Origin of the sequence: Pseudomonas sp. MUP55 (assembly GCF_034043515.1) — a bacterium.
GTDB lineage: Bacteria > Pseudomonadota > Gammaproteobacteria > Pseudomonadales > Pseudomonadaceae > Aquipseudomonas.
Window position 1 is genome coordinate 4,402,094 of the sequence record NZ_CP138214.1, and the last position, 18,454, is coordinate 4,420,547.

Annotated in this window: 19 protein-coding genes; 4 read left to right on the forward strand and 15 right to left on the reverse strand. The window is 61.7% G+C overall.

Annotated features, from left to right (window positions below; genetic code table 11):
* The first annotated feature begins 46 nt into the window (after positions 1–46).
* On the forward strand, positions 47–1,711 hold the full coding sequence (locus SC318_RS19760; protein ID WP_320428147.1) for an electron transfer flavoprotein-ubiquinone oxidoreductase: 1,665 nt from the start codon (positions 47–49) through the stop codon (positions 1,709–1,711).
* 169 nt (positions 1,712–1,880) lie between these two features.
* Here the strand turns inward: SC318_RS19760 and SC318_RS19765 are convergent, their stop codons facing one another.
* On the reverse strand, positions 1,881–2,774 hold the full coding sequence (locus tag SC318_RS19765; protein WP_320428148.1) for an AraC family transcriptional regulator: 894 nt from the start codon (positions 2,772–2,774) through the stop codon (positions 1,881–1,883).
* A 219-nt stretch (positions 2,775–2,993) separates the two neighbouring features.
* Here SC318_RS19765 and SC318_RS19770 point away from each other — a divergent pair, with 219 nt between their 5' ends.
* Complete coding sequence (locus SC318_RS19770; RefSeq protein WP_320431266.1) at positions 2,994–4,046, forward strand: NAD(P)-dependent alcohol dehydrogenase; 1,053 nt, start codon at positions 2,994–2,996, stop codon at positions 4,044–4,046.
* Here SC318_RS19770 and SC318_RS19775 read toward each other — a convergent pair whose 3' ends face one another.
* The 6 genes from SC318_RS19775 to SC318_RS19800 form a co-directional block, all read right to left on the reverse strand.
* Positions 4,047–4,850 carry an IclR family transcriptional regulator gene (locus SC318_RS19775; protein ID WP_320428149.1) on the reverse strand — a complete coding sequence of 268 codons (804 nt, stop codon included), beginning with the start codon at positions 4,848–4,850 and terminating at the stop codon, positions 4,047–4,049.
* Positions 4,851–5,031: 181 nt separating this feature from the next.
* Entirely contained in the window at positions 5,032–5,997 is a 966-nt protein-coding gene (gene araH, locus SC318_RS19780; protein WP_306494241.1) for an L-arabinose ABC transporter permease AraH, read from the reverse strand.
* Between the two features lie 19 nt (positions 5,998–6,016).
* Complete coding sequence (gene araG, locus SC318_RS19785; RefSeq protein ID WP_320428150.1) at positions 6,017–7,516, reverse strand: L-arabinose ABC transporter ATP-binding protein AraG; 1,500 nt, start codon at positions 7,514–7,516, stop codon at positions 6,017–6,019.
* Entirely contained in the window at positions 7,513–8,493 is a 981-nt protein-coding gene (locus SC318_RS19790) for a substrate-binding domain-containing protein (RefSeq protein ID WP_320428151.1), read from the reverse strand. The genes araG and SC318_RS19790 overlap by 4 nt, the downstream gene beginning before the upstream one ends.
* Positions 8,494–8,525: 32 nt before the next feature.
* Positions 8,526–9,347 (reverse strand): SDR family oxidoreductase, encoded by an 822-nt coding sequence (locus SC318_RS19795; protein WP_320428152.1) that lies wholly within the window; start codon positions 9,345–9,347, stop codon positions 8,526–8,528.
* Positions 9,348–9,496: 149 nt separating this feature from the next.
* Positions 9,497–9,976 (reverse strand): GNAT family N-acetyltransferase, encoded by a 480-nt coding sequence (locus SC318_RS19800; RefSeq protein WP_320428153.1) that lies wholly within the window; start codon positions 9,974–9,976, stop codon positions 9,497–9,499.
* 192 nt (positions 9,977–10,168) lie between these two features.
* Here SC318_RS19800 and SC318_RS19805 point away from each other — a divergent pair, with 192 nt between their 5' ends.
* Positions 10,169–10,519 carry a hypothetical protein gene (locus SC318_RS19805; protein WP_320428154.1) on the forward strand — a complete coding sequence of 117 codons (351 nt, stop codon included), beginning with the start codon at positions 10,169–10,171 and terminating at the stop codon, positions 10,517–10,519.
* 29 nt (positions 10,520–10,548) lie between these two features.
* Complete coding sequence (locus SC318_RS19810) at positions 10,549–10,929, forward strand: Rho termination factor N-terminal domain-containing protein (RefSeq protein WP_320428155.1); 381 nt, start codon at positions 10,549–10,551, stop codon at positions 10,927–10,929.
* 114 nt (positions 10,930–11,043) lie between these two features.
* Here SC318_RS19810 and SC318_RS19815 read toward each other — a convergent pair whose 3' ends face one another.
* The 8 genes from SC318_RS19815 to SC318_RS19850 all read right to left on the reverse strand — a co-directional run bounded on the left by SC318_RS19815 (position 11,044) and on the right by SC318_RS19850 (position 18,333).
* A complete protein-coding gene (locus SC318_RS19815) occupies positions 11,044–11,961 on the reverse strand; it encodes a PfkB family carbohydrate kinase (protein ID WP_320428156.1) in 918 nt (305 codons plus the stop codon).
* Complete coding sequence (locus SC318_RS19820; protein WP_320428157.1) at positions 11,954–13,420, reverse strand: purine-cytosine permease family protein; 1,467 nt, start codon at positions 13,418–13,420, stop codon at positions 11,954–11,956. Before SC318_RS19820 ends, SC318_RS19815 begins: the two co-directional genes overlap by 8 nt.
* Positions 13,421–13,472: 52 nt before the next feature.
* Positions 13,473–14,474, reverse strand: a complete 1,002-nt coding sequence (locus SC318_RS19825; RefSeq protein WP_320428158.1) for an ADP-ribosylglycohydrolase family protein — start codon at positions 14,472–14,474, stop codon at positions 13,473–13,475.
* Positions 14,471–15,184 carry a GntR family transcriptional regulator gene (locus SC318_RS19830; protein ID WP_320428159.1) on the reverse strand — a complete coding sequence of 238 codons (714 nt, stop codon included), beginning with the start codon at positions 15,182–15,184 and terminating at the stop codon, positions 14,471–14,473. The genes SC318_RS19825 and SC318_RS19830 overlap by 4 nt, the downstream gene beginning before the upstream one ends.
* A 70-nt stretch (positions 15,185–15,254) precedes the next feature.
* Positions 15,255–15,815 carry a DUF1285 domain-containing protein gene (locus SC318_RS19835; RefSeq protein WP_320428160.1) on the reverse strand — a complete coding sequence of 187 codons (561 nt, stop codon included), beginning with the start codon at positions 15,813–15,815 and terminating at the stop codon, positions 15,255–15,257.
* A 19-nt stretch (positions 15,816–15,834) separates the two neighbouring features.
* Positions 15,835–16,440: a DUF4823 domain-containing protein gene (locus tag SC318_RS19840; protein ID WP_306494254.1), complete on the reverse strand. Its 606-nt coding sequence runs from the start codon at positions 16,438–16,440 to the stop codon at positions 15,835–15,837.
* A 116-nt stretch (positions 16,441–16,556) separates the two neighbouring features.
* On the reverse strand, positions 16,557–17,525 hold the full coding sequence (locus SC318_RS19845) for a GTP 3',8-cyclase MoaA (protein WP_320428161.1): 969 nt from the start codon (positions 17,523–17,525) through the stop codon (positions 16,557–16,559).
* A 142-nt stretch (positions 17,526–17,667) separates the two neighbouring features.
* The gene (locus SC318_RS19850; protein WP_306494256.1) at positions 17,668–18,333 is read right to left on the reverse strand and encodes a TetR/AcrR family transcriptional regulator; all 666 of its coding nucleotides are present in this window, start codon (positions 18,331–18,333) and stop codon (positions 17,668–17,670) included.
* Positions 18,334–18,454 lie beyond the last annotated feature (121 nt).

An 18,454-nucleotide genomic window follows, 5' to 3' on the forward strand; every position in this document is an offset into this window, starting at 1 on the left:
CCCATTAGAAAAAAAAGCCTGTTGAGCCTTGAGTAGGAGATAGCCTGTGGAACGCGAATACATGGAATTCGACGTGGTCATCGTCGGCGCCGGCCCGGCGGGCCTGTCCGCCGCCTGCCGCCTGAAGCAGAAGGCCGCCGAAGCCGGTAAGGAAATCAGCGTCTGCGTGGTCGAGAAAGGCTCCGAAGTCGGCGCACACATCCTCTCCGGCGCCGTCTTCGAACCACGCGCCCTGGACGAACTGTTCCCGGACTGGAAAGCACTCGGCGCCCCGCTCAACACCCCGGTGGTGCGTGACGACATCTATGTATTGCGCAGCGGCGAGACCTCCACCAAGGTTCCCGACTTCTTTGTGCCCAAGACCATGCACAACGAAGGCAACTACATCATCTCCCTGGGCAATCTGTGCCGCTGGCTCGCCCAGCAGGCCGAGAACCTGGGCGTGGAAGTCTACCCAGGCTTCGCCGCTCAGGAAGCGCTGTTCGACGAGAACGGTGTGGTGCGCGGGATCATCACCGGTGACCTCGGCGTCGACCGTGAAGGCAAGCCCAAAGAAGGCGTCTACACCCCCGGCATGGAGCTGCGCGGCAAGTACACGCTGTTCGCCGAGGGCTGCCGCGGCCACATCGGCAAGCAGTTGATCGAGCGTTTCAACCTGGCCAGCGACGCCGACGCCCAGCACTACGGCATCGGTCTCAAGGAAATCTGGGAAATCGATCCGGCCAAACATCAGCCGGGCCTGGTGGTGCACACCGCCGGTTGGCCGCTGGATATCATGGGCCACGAGAACACCGGCGGCTCGTTCCTGTATCACCTGGAAAACAACCAGGTGGTGGTCGGTCTGATCGTCGATCTTTCCTACAGCAACCCGTTCCTGTCGCCCTTCGATGAGTTCCAGCGCCTCAAGCATCACCCGGTGCTGGCCCAGTACCTGGAAGGCGGCAAGCGCGTCAGCTACGGCGCCCGCGCCATCGCCAAGGGCGGTCTGAACTCCCTGCCCAAGATGGTCTTCAAGGGCGGCGCGCTGATCGGTTGCGACCTCGGCACCCTGAACTTCTCCAAGATCAAAGGCAGCCACACCGCGATGAAATCCGGCATGCTCGCCGCCGACGCCGTGGCCGACCGCCTGTTTGCCGAATCCGAAGGCGGTGATGAACTGACCGCCTACGTCGACAGCTTCAAATCGAGCTGGCTGTATGAAGAACTGTTCGCCAGCCGCAATTTCGGCGCGGCGGTGCACAAATACGGCGCCATCATCGGCGGCGGCTTCAACTGGCTGGATCAGAACATTTTCGGCGGCAAGATCCCGTTCACCCTGCGCGATACCACGCCGGATTACGCCTGCCTGAAGCTGGCCAAGGACAGCAAGAAGATCAACTACCCCAAACCCGACGGCAAGCTGAGCTTCGACAAGCTGAGCTCGGTGTTCATCTCCGGTACCAACCACGAAGAAGAGCAACCGTGCCACCTCAAACTCAAGGACCCGAGCATCCCGATCGGCACCAACCTGCCGCTCTACGATGAACCGGCGCAGCGCTACTGCCCGGCTGGGGTGTATGAAGTGGTGACCCAGGAAGACGGCGAGAAACGCTTCCAGATCAACGCCCAGAACTGCGTGCACTGCAAGACCTGTGACATCAAGGACCCTTCGCAGAACATCACCTGGGTGACGCCGGAAGGCGCGGGTGGGCCGACTTACCCGAATATGTAAGCCAAGCGAGGCCCCCGGATGGGGGCCTTTTTCATGGCCGACATCAATTAAAAATGTGGGAGGGGGCTTGCCCCCGATAGCGGTGGGTCAGCCACAGATGGGCTGACTGATACACCGCCATCGGGGGCAAGCCCCCTCCCACATTTGGATTGTGTTTTGCCTGAATTGACTAAGCAGCGCGCTCTTCGCCGGGGTTGCGCAGGAAGTAGCGTTTGTACTCGCGACTGAACTGCGAGGTGCTCTGATACCCCACACTATGCGCCGCCTGCGCCACGCCCATGCCATCTACCAGCAATAGCTGCTGCGCCTTGAGCAACCGCAAGCGCTTGAGGTACTGCACCGGCGACAACAGGGTGCAGCGCTTGAAGTGTTCGTGAAAGGTCGACGCGCTCATATGCGCAAACCCGGCCAGCGTCTCGATGTTCAGCGGTTCGGCGAAATGGGCATGCAGGTGGTTCAACGAGGTGGCAATCCGCGAAAACTGCCCCTGCTGTTCCACCAATGCGCGCAATACATCGGCCTGTGGCCCGCGCAGTGCGGTGAACAATAATTCGCGTACCCGCGCCGGGCCCATGATCCGGCTTTCCAGCGGATCGTGCAGGCACTGCAACAGCCGTTCGACGCACCCGCGCATGGCGTCATCGAGCACCACTGAACTCATCGATTCCAGGGTCTGCGCTGCCGGCGGCGGCCCGGCTTGCATGCCCATGGCCATGACCAACTCACCCAGCACCACCCGATCAATGCCCACGGTCACGCCCAGCAACGGCGCACCGGGCGCCATGGCGAAGGTCTCGCATTCGAAAGGCACGGGCATCGCCTGGACCAGGTAATGCCCGGCGCCATATTCCAGGGTACGCGGGCCCAGGTAAGCGACCTTGCTGCCCTGGGCCACGAACATCAGGCTCGGCTCGTAGATCTGTGGCCCGCGCGCCACATCGCAACTGGCACGCAGCACCTGCACGCCAGGAAGGTGAGTCGGGGAAAAACCGTCACGGGAGGCGAGCCCCTCGATCAAGGAAACCAGCGTGGCGTTGGCGTCGACATGGCGGGTCAGGAGCATAAAAGCAGTTCTCGGGAGGGCTTGGATTTGGGCGTCAGCGAGCTTTAGGCTGCAAGCTGCAAGCGCATACAGTTTATAACTTGCAGCGTGTCGCTTGCGGCTTTTAGCTGCTCCCCCGGAGTTTTAGGCATGAGACTCGGAGCAATCACCATGGCCGCATCCGGGCGTGGCACGCAGAATGGCCCGCCTCACTTGTCACTGCTTTTGCGAGGTTTCTTTATGTACACCGCCATCGGTTACGCCGCCCAGTCGGCCACCACTCCCCTCGCCCCCATGTCGTTCGAACGCCGCAGCCCGCGCGCCGATGACGTGGCAATCGACATTCTCTACTGCGGCGTGTGCCACTCCGATATCCACCAGGCGCGCAACGAATGGGGCATCGCCGTTTACCCGCTGATGCCTGGCCATGAGATCGTCGGTAAAGTCACCGCCGTCGGTGCCAGCGTCACCGCCCATAAGGTGGGTGATCTGGTTGGCGTGGGCTGCATGGTCGACTCGTGCCGCCACTGCACAGCCTGCCAGGCGAACCTGGAGCAATACTGCCTCGAAGGCCCGACCATGACCTACGCCACCCCGGACCGGGTGGACGGCAGCAACACCATGGGCGGTTACTCCGACAGCATCGTGGTCAGCGAGCACTTTGTGGTGAAGATCCCGGCCAAGCTCGACCTGGCCAGCGCTGCGCCGATTCTGTGCGCGGGCATCACCACCTACTCGCCGCTCAAGCACTACGGCGTGAAGGCCGGCGACAAGGTCGGGATCCTCGGCATGGGCGGCCTGGGCCATATGGGCATCAAGTTCGCCAAGGCCATGGGCGCCGAAGTGACGCTGTTCACGCGTTCGGCGAGCAAGGCCGAAGAAGGCCGTCGCCAGGGCGCCGACCACGTGATCGTGTCCACCGATGCCGAGCAGATGAAAGCCGCCGCCGGGCACTTCGACTTCCTGCTCGATACCATCCCGGTGCAGCACGACCTGAACCCCTACCTGGATGTGCTGCGCTTTGACGGCGTGCATATTCTGGTCGGCCTGATCGAACCGGTGGACCCGCCCGTCAACGCCGCCAAACTGGTGCTGGGCCGTAAAGTGCTGGCCGGCTCGCTGATCGGCGGCATTGCCGAAACCCAGGAAGTCCTGGATTTCTGTGCCGAGCATGGGATCACCTGCGACATCGAGATGCTCGACATCCGCCAGATCAACGAGGCTTACACACGGATGATCGCCGGTGATGTGAAGTACCGCTTCGTCATCGACATGGCGACCCTGAAGGCCTGATCAGGCCTTCGCGCCCAGTTCCGCCGAGAGCCGAGCCGCGACCTGTTTGATCACAGGGATCAGCTCGGCCATCTTCTCCAGCGGCATGTAGGGCACGGTACTGGCGATGCTGATGCCGGCGACAATTCGCCGGCTGGCATCGCGCACCGGTGCCGCGACGCAACGGATCGACGGTTCGTTGTCTTCCAGGTCGAACGCATACCCGCCCACCACGTATTCATGCATGCGCTGCTCGAACTGCGCCCAGGACTGCTCAGGGTGCTGCGGCCACTGCAGGTTCTTGCCCCCCGCCGGCAGGCTGACTTCGTACAGGCGCTGCCACTCCTGAACGCCATCATCGAGCATCAACGCCTTGCCGATGCCGGTGCGCGCCAGCGGCATGCGATGGCCCACGCGCGAGCGCATTTCCGGTCCGTTGCGGCCAGGGTTCTTGTGCAGGTAGAGCACCTCGTCGTATTCGCGAATCGCCAGGTGAATGGTGTCGCCGGTCAGCGCCGACAGCTCATCCAGATAGGGCACCGCCAGGTTGACCAATGGCAACTCTTCACGCGCCTGAAAGCCCAGCTCGATCAACTTCGGCCCCAGCAGATAACCGACTTGCGGCACCACGCGCAGGTAACGCTCCTCCACCAGGCAACTGGCCAGGCGGTGCGTGGTGCTGCGGGTGGTGCCGATGCGCCGGGCGATTTCCTTGAGGTCCCGCGCGCCCGCCGCAACCGCTTGCACCACGCCCAGGCCGCGCAGCAGGGTCTGGGTGCCGGTAGGGGCGGCGTCTTTGACGGGGATGTGGGGGTTTTCCAGCATATCGGGCCTATAGATAAAAAAGCGGGGGCATTATGGCAAATACCGCCCTCCTGAACACAGGAGATCCACTGTGGGAGGGGGCTTGCCCCCGATAGCGGTGGGTCAGCTTGCACATCTGCCTACTGATAGACCGCCATCGGGGGCAAGCCCCCTCCCACATTTAGTCCTCATATGGCATGAGTCAGCGTTGCTTCATGCGATCGATGATGACGGCCAGCAACAGGATCGAACCGCGGATCACGTACTGATAGAACGTGTCGATGTTTTTCAGGTTCATCGCGTTCTCGATGATCGCCAGGATCAGCACCCCGGCAATCACATGGCGGATCATGCCGATACCGCCGCTCAACGACACACCGCCCAGCACGCACGCCGAGATCACTGTCAGTTCGAAACCCTGGCCGATCATCGGCTGGCCCGAGGTCATGCGCGAGGCGAGGATTACCCCCGCCAGTGCGCCAACCAGACCATGCACGGCAAAAATGATGATCTTGGTGCGATCAACGTTCACCCCGGCCAGCAGCGCCGCTTCCTGGTTGCCGCCAATCGCCATGGTGTTGCGCCCATAGGTGGTGTAGTTGAGCAGCCAGCCAAAGAACACAAAGCACAACACGGTAATGATGATCGGCACCGGCACGCCCATCAGTTGGCCGTTGCCGAACACGAAGAAGCCTTCGTCCATCACCCCCACCGCCTTGCCATTGGAGAAGATGTAAGCCAGGCCGCGCACGATCTGCATGGTCGCCAGGGTAGTGATCAACGCGTTAATGCGCAGCTTGGCAATCACGATACCGTTGATCAGCCCCACCAGCAGGCCCATGGCCAAGGCCGCCGACACACCGAGCACAACGCTGTCGGTGTCGCGGATCACGATCCCCGCCACCACACCCGCGCAGGCGATCACCGAACCCACCGACAAGTCGAAATGCCCCGACGCCAGGCAGAACAGCATGGTGCACGCAGCGATACCCACGGTGGAAATCGCCAGGCCCAGCCCGCGCATGTTCAGCGGCGACAGAAAGTTGTCGATAAACAGCGCGCTGAGCACAAAGATGCCCAACGCCGCGAGGAGCATCACCCAGTCATCCAGGAATTTGCGTTGGTTGAAACCTGGCCAGAAGCCTTTTGCAGTTTTTACTTCAGACATACCCGTGCCCTCGAATGCTTCAAGCCCGCGTACGCGGGAGTGCCAGTTGCAACAGCCGTGCTTCGTCCGCCTGTTCGCGGGGTAGCTCGCCGGTGAGAGCGCCTTCGCTCATCACCAGAATGCGGTCGGAGATGCCCATCACCTCCATCAAGTCGCTGGACACCACAATCACGGCAATACCCTGCGCTGCGAGGTTGTGAATGATCTGATAGATCTCCGACTTGGCGCCGATGTCGATACCCCGCGTGGGCTCGTCCAGCAGCAGCACCTTCATCGGCATCGACAGCCAGCGGCCGAGGATGGCTTTCTGCTGGTTGCCGCCGGACAGGTACATGATTTTCTGCTGGGCATTCGGCGTCTTCACGCGAAGCGCCTTGATCTGAGTGTCGGCGTTGCCCTTCTCCCAGTGATCGCGCAGCAACCAGCCAAATGCCGCGTGGGCGCCACGGGCACTGATGTTGATGTTCTCGGCGACGCTGGCAAGCGGGAGGATGCCCTCCTTCTTGCGGTCCTCGGGGCACAGCAGCACGCCACCGGCGATGGCATCGCGTGGTGAGCGCAGGGCCAGCGGTGCTCCACAGAGTTCCAGGTGCCCCGCCGTGTTGCGTTCCAGGCCGCTTAGCAGGCGCAGCAGCTCCGTGCGCCCTGCCCCCACCAGCCCGAACAGGCCGAGAATTTCGCCTTTGCGCACCTGGAAGCTGATCGGTTCGCGCAGGCCGGTTCCCAGCAGGCCGTCGACCTTCAACGCGACTTCGCCGTGCTCACGCGGGCGATAGTCATAGATGTCCTGAATATCGCGACCGACCATGCAGGTCACCAACTGGTCGTGGCTCAGCGCGCTCATGTCATCGAAGGTACGCACGAAGCGCCCATCCTTGAATACCGTGACCGCATTGCAGATGCGGAACACCTCCTCCATGCGGTGCGACACGTAGAGCACCACTTTGCCCTCGTCGCGCAGGCGCGTGATGATCGCCATCAAACGGTCGATCTCGCGGGCCGACAAGCTGCTGGTCGGCTCGTCGAAGGCGATCACATGGGCGCCACGGGACAGCGCCTTGGCGATTTCCACCAATTGGCGCTGGCCCAGGGACAGGCGACCAAGCTTCTCTTCAGGGTCGATTTCATCGGCCAGGCCCTTGAGGCACGCCAGCGCTTGCTGGCGCAGCAGGCCGCGGTTGACCACGCCAAAGCGCGACGGCATATGCCCCAGGAACAGGTTCTCGGCAACGGTCATTTCCGGCACCAGGTGCAGCTCCTGGTGAATCACCGCAACGCCGCTGGCAATGCTGTCGGCGGCGCATTTGAAGGCCATGACCTGCTCGCCGATCTGCACCGAGCCGGTGCTGGGAATATAGGCGCCGCCGAGGATTTTCAGCAGCGTCGATTTACCCGCACCGTTCTCGCCCATCAGCGCATGCACCTGCCCTGGGTGGGCGGTGAAGCTGATGCCATCCAGCGCCTTGACCCCAGGGAAGGTTTTGCCGATTGCGTCAAAACGAAGGGCTGCAGCGGTCATTTCCACAGCCCGATCTTGGTCAGTTCAGCCTGGAAATTGTCGCGGGTGATCAAGGTCACTTCGTCCATGGCGGTGTACTTGGGCGGTTCGGTGCCCTTGGTCACCCACTCGTACATCATCAGCGCGGTGTTGTAGCCCTCGATGTGCGGGCTAGGCAGCATCGAGCCGAAGAAACCGCTGTTGGCTTTCTTCAATTCGCCGATGGCGTCGGTGCCATTGATGCCGATGCCGATCACGTTGGCCGCCGCGAAACCGGCGCTTTCGGTCGCGCGTACGCCGCCCAGCACGGTGTTGTCGTTCATGCCGCCGATGATCAGGTTTTTCGCGCCACTGGGCAGTTTGACCAGGGCCGAGTTGGTGGCGTCCATGCTGCCCGGAACGTCGAGGGTTTTTAGCGCGGCGGTGAGGATGTGGTCTTTGGGGATGCCGGCTTCTTCCAGGGATTTGATCGAGCCGTCGGTGCGTTTCTTGCCGGTGTCCAGTTCATTGAAGGTGTTGATCACCGCATAAGTGTCCTTCCAGTCCCAGCCGCGTTTTTTCGCTTCGGCGGCCATCGCGGCGCCCTGCTTCTGGCCCACTTCGAAGGCGGCCATGCCCAGGTACGGCACGTCCTCCATGAAGTTGCCCTTGGCATCGACGAAGCGGTCGTCCACAGCGATGACTTTCAAGCCGTTGACCTTGGCCTTGGCGACAATCGCCGGGCCCAGCGATACGTCCGGCGGGCAGATCACAAAGCCCTTGGCGCCATTGGCGGCCAGGCTGTCAATGGCCGAGAGGGTCTTCTCACCGTCCGGCACGGCGATCTTGATCACGGTAAAACCGTGCTCCTTGCCGGCTTTTTCGGCAAAAGCCCATTCGGTTTGAAACCAGGGTTCTTCGGCCTGTTTGACCAGAAAGCCGATCTTCACTTCTTCAGCCGATACGAACCCGCTGAACGCCATTGCCAGCGCCACAGCACCGAGTGTCTTCTTGAACATGGACTACCTCATTCTTGTTATTGGAAAACGATTTAGTCGTGGTACATCACAGACCGCCCGCCATCGATCATCAGGCAGGTGGCATTGATAAAGGGCGCTTCGTCGGTGGCCAGAAACAGCGCGGTCATCGCCACCTCGACCGGCTGGCCGATGCGCTTGGGCGGGTGCAGGTCGAACGCGCGCTGGCGCTCGGCGTGGGGGTCGGGAAAGGTGTTCCAGTAGTCGACGTTGAGCTGGGTTTCGATATATCCCGGGGCGATGGCATTCACGCGGATACCCTTGGGCGCGTATTCGATACCCAGGGCGCGGGTGAGCCCGAGCAGGCCGTGTTTGGCGACCGGGTAGGGAAAGCAGCCGGGAATGATGTGGCTGGAATGGGTGGAAGCAATGTTGATGATATTGCCGATGCCCTGCTCGATCATGTGTGGCAGCACCGAGCGGCAACCGTACCAGGCACCGTCCAGGTCAATGGCGAAGCAACGGCGCCAATCCTCGTCGGTCATTTGCAGCGGGTCGCAAAACACATTGACCCCGGCGCAGTTGACCAGCACGTCGACGCGGCCGAAGCGCTCGATGGCCACATCGACCAGCGCCTGCCACTGCGCCTTGCACGTGATATCGACGGCTTGCGCGACAATCTCGGCGCCACGTTCGCGCCAATGGGCCGCGACTTTTTCGACTTTATCGCACTGGATGTCCGCAATCACCAACCGCGCCTGCTGCGCCTGGAAGCAGGCCACAATCGCCTCGCCAATGCCTTGCGCAGCACCGGTGATGATCACCACCTTGTGCTTGAGGCGCTCGCCGTAAGTGGGCTCGGGCACGGCGGGTAAGGACAACGGTTGTGCCTGCATCGCTTCACCTGTTTTATTTTTGATAGTGAGTGCTGATGCAGGCGACTATAAACCCATCATTTGAAATATCTCAATATATAAATTTACGTCCCACAATATGAGCATACCTATAAAAAAACCGGCCTCAATCGGCCGGTTTCCAAATCCCGTCAGCCTTGGGCAAAATCCCTCAGCGCGTTGCCTTCCATGCGATAGCGCACCCACTCTTCCTGAGGTTGCGCGCCAATGGACTTGTAGAAGGCGATTGCCGGCTCGTTCCAGTCCAGCACGCTCCATTCGAAGCGCCCACAGCCGTTGTCGCAGGCGATCCTGGCAAGATGGCGCAGCAACTTCTTGCCCGCCCCGCCGCCGCGCTGCTCCGGGTTGATATAAAGATCTTCCAGATACAGGCAGTTGCTGCCGAGCCATGTGGAATAGCTGAAAAAAAACACCGCGAAGCCAATCGGCAGGCCGTCGCGCGAACAGATCAGGCCGTGGGCGGTAGCGCCTTCGCTGAACAGGCTGCGTTCGATATCCACCACGCTGGCGACCACTTCGTGCCGGGCTTTTTCATATTCGGCCAGTTCAGTGATGAAAGTCAGGATCTGCGCAGCATCGCTGGGTACGGCGGGGCGAATCTCGATGGTCATGGGCGCGCCTTGGGCAAGTTCAAAGCCCACATACTAAGACGCTTTGATGAACGATTGCAGCGCAATTTCCGAGGTACGGGCACACAAAATCTTACAACCGGTGCAAGACCGTTCGTCGCCATCAAGGCACGAACCGTAGATAAGGGCTGACCAATACAGGGTAAGGACATTAATCCCAATGGAGACACCCTGATGAAGAATTCCAAATTGGCTGCCCTCGCTCTCACCGGCCTGTTGTCTGCTGCCTCGCTGAGTGCCTTCGCTGCGACGTCGTCCACCGGCAAGACTGATCCGGTCGGTTCCCCGCCAAGCCCTGCCACTCAGGAATCCCAGGATTCCATGGGCACTGGCCTGGACACCAATGGCGGCGCAGTCATCGACAACGGCGCCGACCCGCGCACCAAAGGCAATGACACCCAGCGTCAGGCACCCGCTGCCGTGGGCAACGGCAAGATGGGCCCTGGCGCCGAAAAAAATGAGCCGAAGATCAACAAAGGCGACGACTCCAATATCCCAGGTGCACCCAAACAACCTGCGCCTTGATACCTCCATGGCCGGAAGGAGTGTTAGCGATGCCTCGTGGAAGCAAAGCGAAATACACCGAAGAACAGAAACGCAAAGCCGCTCATATCGAAGACAGCTATGAGCACAAGGGACTGTCCAAGGACGAAGCCGAGGCGCGTGCCTGGGCCACCGTCAATAAGCAGTCGGGCGGCGGCGAAAAGTCCGGCGGATCCGGCCAGCGTAAAGCGCCGGCAAAGAAGACTCAGGATCGACAGGATTCGGCCAAGCGCGCAGCGGCCAGCCGTGAGGGTCATCCTCGCGGCAGCCGCGCCTCGCTTGAGACGCAAACCAAGGAAAGCCTGATGAAGGAGGCGCGGGCCAGGGACATTCCCGGGCGTTCGAGCATGCGCAAGGATGAGTTGATCGAGGCGCTGCGCAAGGCCGGTTGAACACCGGTCAACTGTGGGAGGGGGCTTGCCCCCGATAGCAGTGGGTCAGTTATAGATGAGCTGGCTGACACACCGCTATCGGGGGCAAGCCCCCTCCCACATTCTGGTTTGTGTTTATTTTGAGATTAATGCCTCGACCTCGGCGATGTCAGGGCACGTCGCGGGGCCCCAGCGAGTCACCGCCAACGCCGCCGCCGCATTCGCTCGGCGTGCGGCCTCAAGCGGTTTCAAGCCGTTCGCAAGCCCGGCAATAAACACCCCGGCATGCGCATCCCCCGCGCCATTGCTGTCCACCGCCTGCACCTTGAAACCTGGCACATGCTCGATTTCGCTGCCGCGCCCTACCCAGCAACCGTTGGGCCCGTCACGCACCACCCGCAGCGTCTCGGCAGGCAGATGACGATTGAGTTCGCGCAATGCAGCGCCGACATCTGCAGCACCAGTGAATGCCAGCGCCTCGGGGCCATTGCTGGTCCAGATATGGATACGCGGCAACAATGCGCGCATCACGGCCGAGTCCGGCGCCTTGACCAGCGGGCCCGGGTCGAACACCACCACGACCTCGCGCGGCAGCGCCAGCAGCCAGTCGATCAGCGGCTGCGCCTTGCCCTCCAGCAGCAGGCTGTAGCCACTGACGTACACATAGTCCTCGGCACGCGGGACGATCGGGGCCAGGTCGTCGGCACTTAACTCACCCTCGGCACCGAGATGGGAAATGAACGTGCGCTCCGTGGTGGCTTCGGTCAGGGCGACGCACAAGCCGGTGTCCTTGCCGCTGCTTGCCGGCAGTGCCATTTCAATGCCCTCAGCCTGCATTGCAGCGCGGGCCAGTTCACCGAACCGACCGCTGCCGTGACGCCCCAGGTACACCACCCGCAGGCCATTACGCCGTGCGGCGGCCATCACGTTGAAGCCGCCACCAGCTTCGAAACTGGCCGATCTGGCCAGCACGTCGCCACCCGATGCCGGCAGGGTGTCGAGGGCCATGACCAGGTCGACGATGACCTGCCCGGTATGCAGCAATCTAGGCATTGGCACGCTCGACTGACGCGGGGCGTCGATCGGCAGCGCCGCCCAGTACGGCATACACACCGCCGGCCACCAGGAAGGTCACGATCCAGCCAAGGCCGTTATGGCCCAGCCAGGAGTCCGACAATGGCCCGGCGAACCAGACGGTTTCGGCCGTGGTACCAATGGTGGTGAAACAAAAACCCAGCACGATGGCCAGCGCCCAGGCGCCGAATGCGCGCCACTCCACACCGCCGCGATACCAATAGGCGCTGCTGGGGCTGACATCCAGCAAATCCTTGGGGCTGTAGTAGTGACGGTGAATCAGGTCGACCACGAAAATCCCCACCCAGGCGGTGATCGGCACCGCCAGCAACGAGATGAAGGTAATGAACGGGCCGTAAAAGCTCTCGGCAATCAGCATGAAGTAAATGGAGCCGGCGAAAATCGCCACGATGTCGACGATCACCGCATGCACGCGCTTGACCTTCAAGCCCAGGGTCAGGGTGGTGAGGCCGGCGGAATACACCGACAGGTTGTTCGATAACAGCAGCCCGCCGAACGCAGTGATCAGGTACGGCACCGCCATCCAGGTCGGCAGCATGTCGCGGATCGCAATGATCGGGTCCGTGGCCGAAGCCAGGTCGTTGTTACCCACCGACAACAGGCCACCCAGGGTGATCAGCAACACCAGCGGGATGCCCGCGCCGAACGCGGCAGAAGCCACCAGGCGCACGGCCTTGACGCTGCGATGCTGGTAACGCGACATGTCGGCACCCGCGTTGGCCCAACCGATGCCGGTGCCGGCCGCCATGGTGCCGACGCCGATGATCATGGCGCTCAGCGGCGCCGGGGTGGCGTTGAATACCGCGCTCCAGTCGATGGTGGCACAGAGGAAGCCGCCCACCAGAATATTCAGGGCGCCGAACACGTAGGTCGCCCATTTCTGGATCACCAGCAAGGTGGCGTGTCCCAGGCCGGAAACCGCCAGGGTCAACAGCACGAAGAGGCCGATGAAGATCAGGGTGAGCATCGGTGCGCTTTTGGCCTGCACCGGCGAACCGAACAGAATCGAGCACAGCGACAGCAGCACAAAGGCCGCCGTGGTGGTGTTGACCGTTTCCCAGCCCAGGCGCGACATCAACGACACCAGGGTTGGCCCGATATTGCCGCGTACGCCGAAGATGGCGCGGGACAAGGTCAGGCTGGGCGCGCGACCACGGCGACCGGCGATGGAAATAATGCCCACCACCGCGAAGGAACCGGCAGCGCCCAGGATCGCCACGATAATCGCCTGCCAGATCGCCAGGCCGCGAAACGCAACCAGCGTGGCACCGAGCGGCAAGCCGAGGATGCTGATATTGGCCGCGAACCATACCCAGAACAGCTGCAGCGGATGCCCGTTGCACTCGCCCTCCGGGACCGGTTCGATGCCGCGCGTTTCCAATTGCCCGGCGCTTTGGCCGGAAGAAGTGCTGCTCATGGGGGTGCTCCTGATGCCTGTATTATTGTGGTTGTGGCAACGCTTCACTCATTCAACGCAATGCGAGCAGATTCTGAACCAGCGCTTGCAGGTCCAGGCCGTTCACTCGCCTGACCTGCTCGACCATCTCCGGCGGCCAGCACTGCAGACCCAGACAGGCACCGAGCATGGCACCGAGGATCGCGGCGATGGTGTCGGTGTCGCCACCCAGGCTCGCGGCCAGGCACAACGCCTCGAAGGCGTTCATGTCGCCCGACGCCACTTGCTGCGCGAGGGCGAACGACACCACCACTGACTCCTGGGAGGCGACGGAGGTCCCAATCAGCTCATAGAGCAAGTCGGTGAACAGGGCCTTGTCGCCACTGCCCACGCTCAGGGTGCGCGCCCAACTGATGCGCGTGGACATGCGTCCGCCAGCCACCCAGTGGCCATGGTGCTCCGCCTGTTGTGCAACCTGAGTACCGATGTTCAGAGCTTCGCCCAGGTCCACGCCGTTGATGCCGGCCGAGACCACCGCCGCCACAGCGGCCGCGCTGGCAATGCCCAGGCTGGTGTTATGGGTGACCTGGCAGGCCTGGAGCACCGCCTGTATAAACCGCGTCGGGTCACTGACGTCGGCGGCAATGCCCACCGGCGTGATGCGCATGGCCGCGCCATTGGTCGTGCCATAGCGCCCGGACTCTTGGGGTGTATGCCCGGCGAGGATCATGTCGATAGCCCGCTTGGTGGACGGCCCGAGCAGGTCCTGGGACCCCTTGGCGCGCATGGCCGCTTCCCAGTCGATCAGGCGTTGGGCGAGCACGGCAGGTTCGATCCTGCCATGGCCTTGCACCAACAACTCAGCGACCAGGATCGCCTGTTCGGTGTCATCGGTGATGGAACCGGCGGGCATGTTCGGCGCAATGGGTTGGTCGGGGCCCGCATCCTGCAGCGTGGTGATCGCACCGAAGCGCTGGCGGACTTGCTCACGGCTCAAGGATTGCGTGGGCATGCCCAGCGCGTCGCCCAGGGCCAGGCCATAAAACGCGCCAAGCGCGCGAAGTTCAGCAGTCATTTGGACGCCCCGAATTGCAGGTGTAAACGAAAGTGCAGCGGGTCGAGCAGGCTTTCAACATGCTCCATGAAGCGCTCACGCCGGTCATAGGTGGTGCGCGACGCCTTGAGGAAGACCGTGCCGGCCGGACGTCCAAGCAATTGCGCATCCTCATCGCTCAGGGCCTCGGCACCGATCCATTGGTCACCTGCGGCGCCCACATAGCCGTAGGCCGCCAGGGTGATGGTCAGGGAATTGTCGATCAGACCCATGCGGGGCAGGCTTTCCAGGTCCGCACTGGCAGGCATCAGCGAGCGCTCCAGCGACACTGGCGTACCGTCAGCCGTGCGCCGGCAACGGTCGAGGGCTATGAACTGCTCAGTGCCAAAGCGGCTGAACAGATCCGGGCGCGTCACCGCTTCAAAGCGCAACACCTCGGTGCTCACCTGTGCGCCTGTGTCAGCCAGCGCCTGGGCCCAACCCTGGCGCTGGTCGAGCACCATGCCATCAAAGGTGACGATGGAGCCGACACCGCTTTGGGTGGCAATGTAGTTGCGCCGCTTGAGCTCAGCCAGCGCTTCACGCAGCGTGCCACGACTGACTGCAAACTCCTCGGCCAGTTGATGCTCGCCGGGCAGCAGGAAACCGTCGGCTATCACACCACCTTCGATACGGCGGATGAGCTCGTCGACGACGCGTTTTTTCTTATCGAATCGGACATGTCTAATCATGTACAAATTGATAACCGAAAGCCGTGGTGTACGGCAAGCGAATTATTTCCGGGAAATCAAGGAACCGACCTCAGGGCTCCAGGCCAATCGGGAAAAACGCCCCGTTGCTCCATACGCCAAGCCAGCTTTGCCCGTTGATCGGACGGCTCACGGCCAGCTCGACCAATTGGTAGAACACGTTGCGGTGCACCAGCGCTTCGAGGTTACTGCGCACCCGCAGGTAAGGCGCCGGCTCTTCGGTGAGCGGGTCGATCACCACACGCAGGGGGTGTTCGGGCCCAGCCTCAATCGGTTCGTCGACGTTGGTGGTAAACCGCAGCACCTGGCTTTCGCCCTGCCCCTGCACCTCGAGCGTGACGGCGACAAAGGGCGCGTCATCGACCATGATGCCGACCTTTTCCACCGGCGTTACCAGAAAATAATCATCGCCATCGCGGCGGATGATGTTGGAAAACAACTTGACCATGGGTTTGCGCCCGATCGGCGTGCCCTGATAGAACCAGGTGCCGTCACGGGCGATGCGCATGTCGATATTGCCGCAGAAATCCGGGTTCCATAGATGCACCGGCGCCGGCCCTTTGCCTTTGGGCAGTTGCGCCAATAGATCATTGGCCTTGGCGGTATCGGTCATGGAGGTCTCCTTTTCAGGCTTACTGATCACTCATGCCCAACAACCCACGAGCGTACTGGGCCAGGGGCCGGGCGATCAGATCTTGTGGCGTGTTGTCGTGGAACGTCAGTAAACCGCCACGACTGCGAATGCGTGCAGTATCAATCAAATACTGGGTACTGGTCTCGATCAACATGATCTGGATCACGCCGCTGTCCAGGCCAAGGCGGTCCAGGGCTTGCTGGTCGGTCCACTCATCGGCGTTGCCGATACGGTCATCGGCTGCCGCGAAACGGCAATACAGCAAGTAATGCGCCCCCGCCGCGCGCGCTTCGGCCATGGCTTGTTCCAGTCCTTCGGGCTGACGGGCACGACGCACCATGGGGAAGTATTCGACGAAGCCGTTGAACGCTTCCTCGGCCACCACGTTCGGTCGCGGATAGGCGCTGCCAGGCGGCACGAACGCGCCCTGGGCGATAAACACAAAGGAGTCCGGCTGGATACGGACCGACGCGGTGCGGCGGGTATCACTGTGGTCGAGCAAGCCGGCGTCGCTCATCTGATAGCGGGTGCCTTCGGCCATATCGCTGACGGTCATGCAACCACTCAGCGCCAACGACACCAGCAACAAAACCAGACTACGCATCCTATTCCTCCAGAAGCCGGTGACGGAAAACCGGCGAATGGGCGTGAGATGCAGAATCTGGGCCAGGGGGGCAGCTGCCAGCTTCAAGCTTCAAGCTTCAAGCTGGCAGCTTGGCGTCAGCCGCCGATGATCTTCATCACCGTTGCGCCGCCCGAGAAGGCGACTTCCTGCTTGTCGCCCAGGGCCTTCATCAGCAAGCCCTGCAAAGCCGGCAGCGCCTGGTGGCGAGGTTTGTCCAGCAGGTCGCCGACGTAGTGACGATTGCTCGAAGACAGGCAACCGTGCAACCAGCCCGTAGAGGACAGACGCAGGCGCGAGCAGGTCCGGCAGAACGGCACGCTTTCATTGGCAATCACGCCAAAGAAGCCCTTGCCTGGCACCTCATAGCGCACGGCGGTGGCGTCGACAGGGGCATTGGCCTGCAGGTATTCGTGGTGTTCGCCGATCAGGCTGAGCAGTTGCTGCAGGCTGACGAATTGCTGCAGGAACGCGTTGGAGTCTTTCGCCAGGTGTCCCATGCGCATCAACTCGATAAAGCGCAGCTCGTAGCCCCGCTCCAGGCAGTAATCGAGCAACGGCATCACCTGGTCCAGGTTCTGGCCGCGCAGGGGCACCATATTGACCTTGATCTTGATCCCCGCCGCGCGTGCCTGGTCCATCCCATCGAGCACAGTGGCCAGGTCGCCGCCGCGGGCGATACTGCGGAAGGCGTCGGCATCCAGGGTGTCGAGGGAAACGTTGATGCGCCGGATACCCGCGTCCACCAATAGCGGCAGCTTGCGCGCCAGCAACTGGCCATTGGTGGTCAGGCTGATATCGCTGAGCCCCATCTGCCCCACGTCGCCCATGAAGGCTTCCAGCTTGGGGCTCACCAACGGCTCACCGCCGGTAATACGCAGGCGGTCGATGCCGGCCGCCTCGATCAGGTAGGCCACGCCTCGCGCCATGGCTTGTGCCGAGAGTTCGTCCTGGGCAGCCACCAGCCGCTTGCCATTGGGCACGCAGTAGGTACACGCGTAATTACAGGCTGAGGTCAGGCTGATCCGCAAATTGCGAAACCGCCTGCCTTGACGATCAACGATCATGAACCACTCCGGCAGAGGATTTTACGAGGGCGTACCAAGAAGCTGACTTATTAATCAGCTTTTAGCAAGGTCCTTGCCTGAGTATATTCCTAGGGTACTGCGCCTGGCAGTAAATCATTGAGTCATCAGCGTGGCGAATGACTCAGGCGGCAGGCGCTTCGCCGGCTTTTTCAGGGCCAGGCAATTCCGGGCTGTGCTTGCGCTTGTTGCCCATGCGCACGCCGATGTCCATCAAGAACTGAAAGAAGCCTTCCTGATCTTCCAGCACATTGCTCCAGAACGGCGAGTGGTACAGCGCGACGGCGCCATGCACCAGCGCCCAGGCCGCGCAGTAGTGGAAGTAAGGCGGTACGTCTTCGAGCTTGCCTTCACTGATACGACCCTTGATCAGCAAGGTGAGGCGTTCGAAGTTCGAAGCGCGGATCTTGTGCAGCTCCTCGACCATTTCCGGCACTTGATGGCCCTTGACCACCTTTTCTTCCAGCCGGTCAAACAGACGGTAACGCTGCGGATCGCGCATGCGGAACTCGAAATAGGCCCGGGACAAAGCCTCTTTGTCCTTGTCGACATCGGCCGAATGCAACAGCTCGTTCAAGTCGCGCTCGTAGTCGAGCATCAGGCGCAGGTAAATCTCGGCCTTGGACTTGAAGTGTTTATAGATTGTGCCTTTGCCGATACCCACGGCATCCGCGATCATCTCGACGGTGACGCTGTCTTCGCCTTGTTCGAGGAACAATTTGAGTGCGGTGTCGAGAATTTCCTGCTCACGGCGGCGAAACTCACGGACCTTACGGGGTTCTTTATGCATGAGGAAGAGGTCTGCACAGGTCGGAATAGGGAGGGCAGCGCACGCCACGGATACGTGGCGATACGATTTACCCGATGCGAGGGATTATCCCGACTGAACGGTCGTTGGGCAACGCCTATGT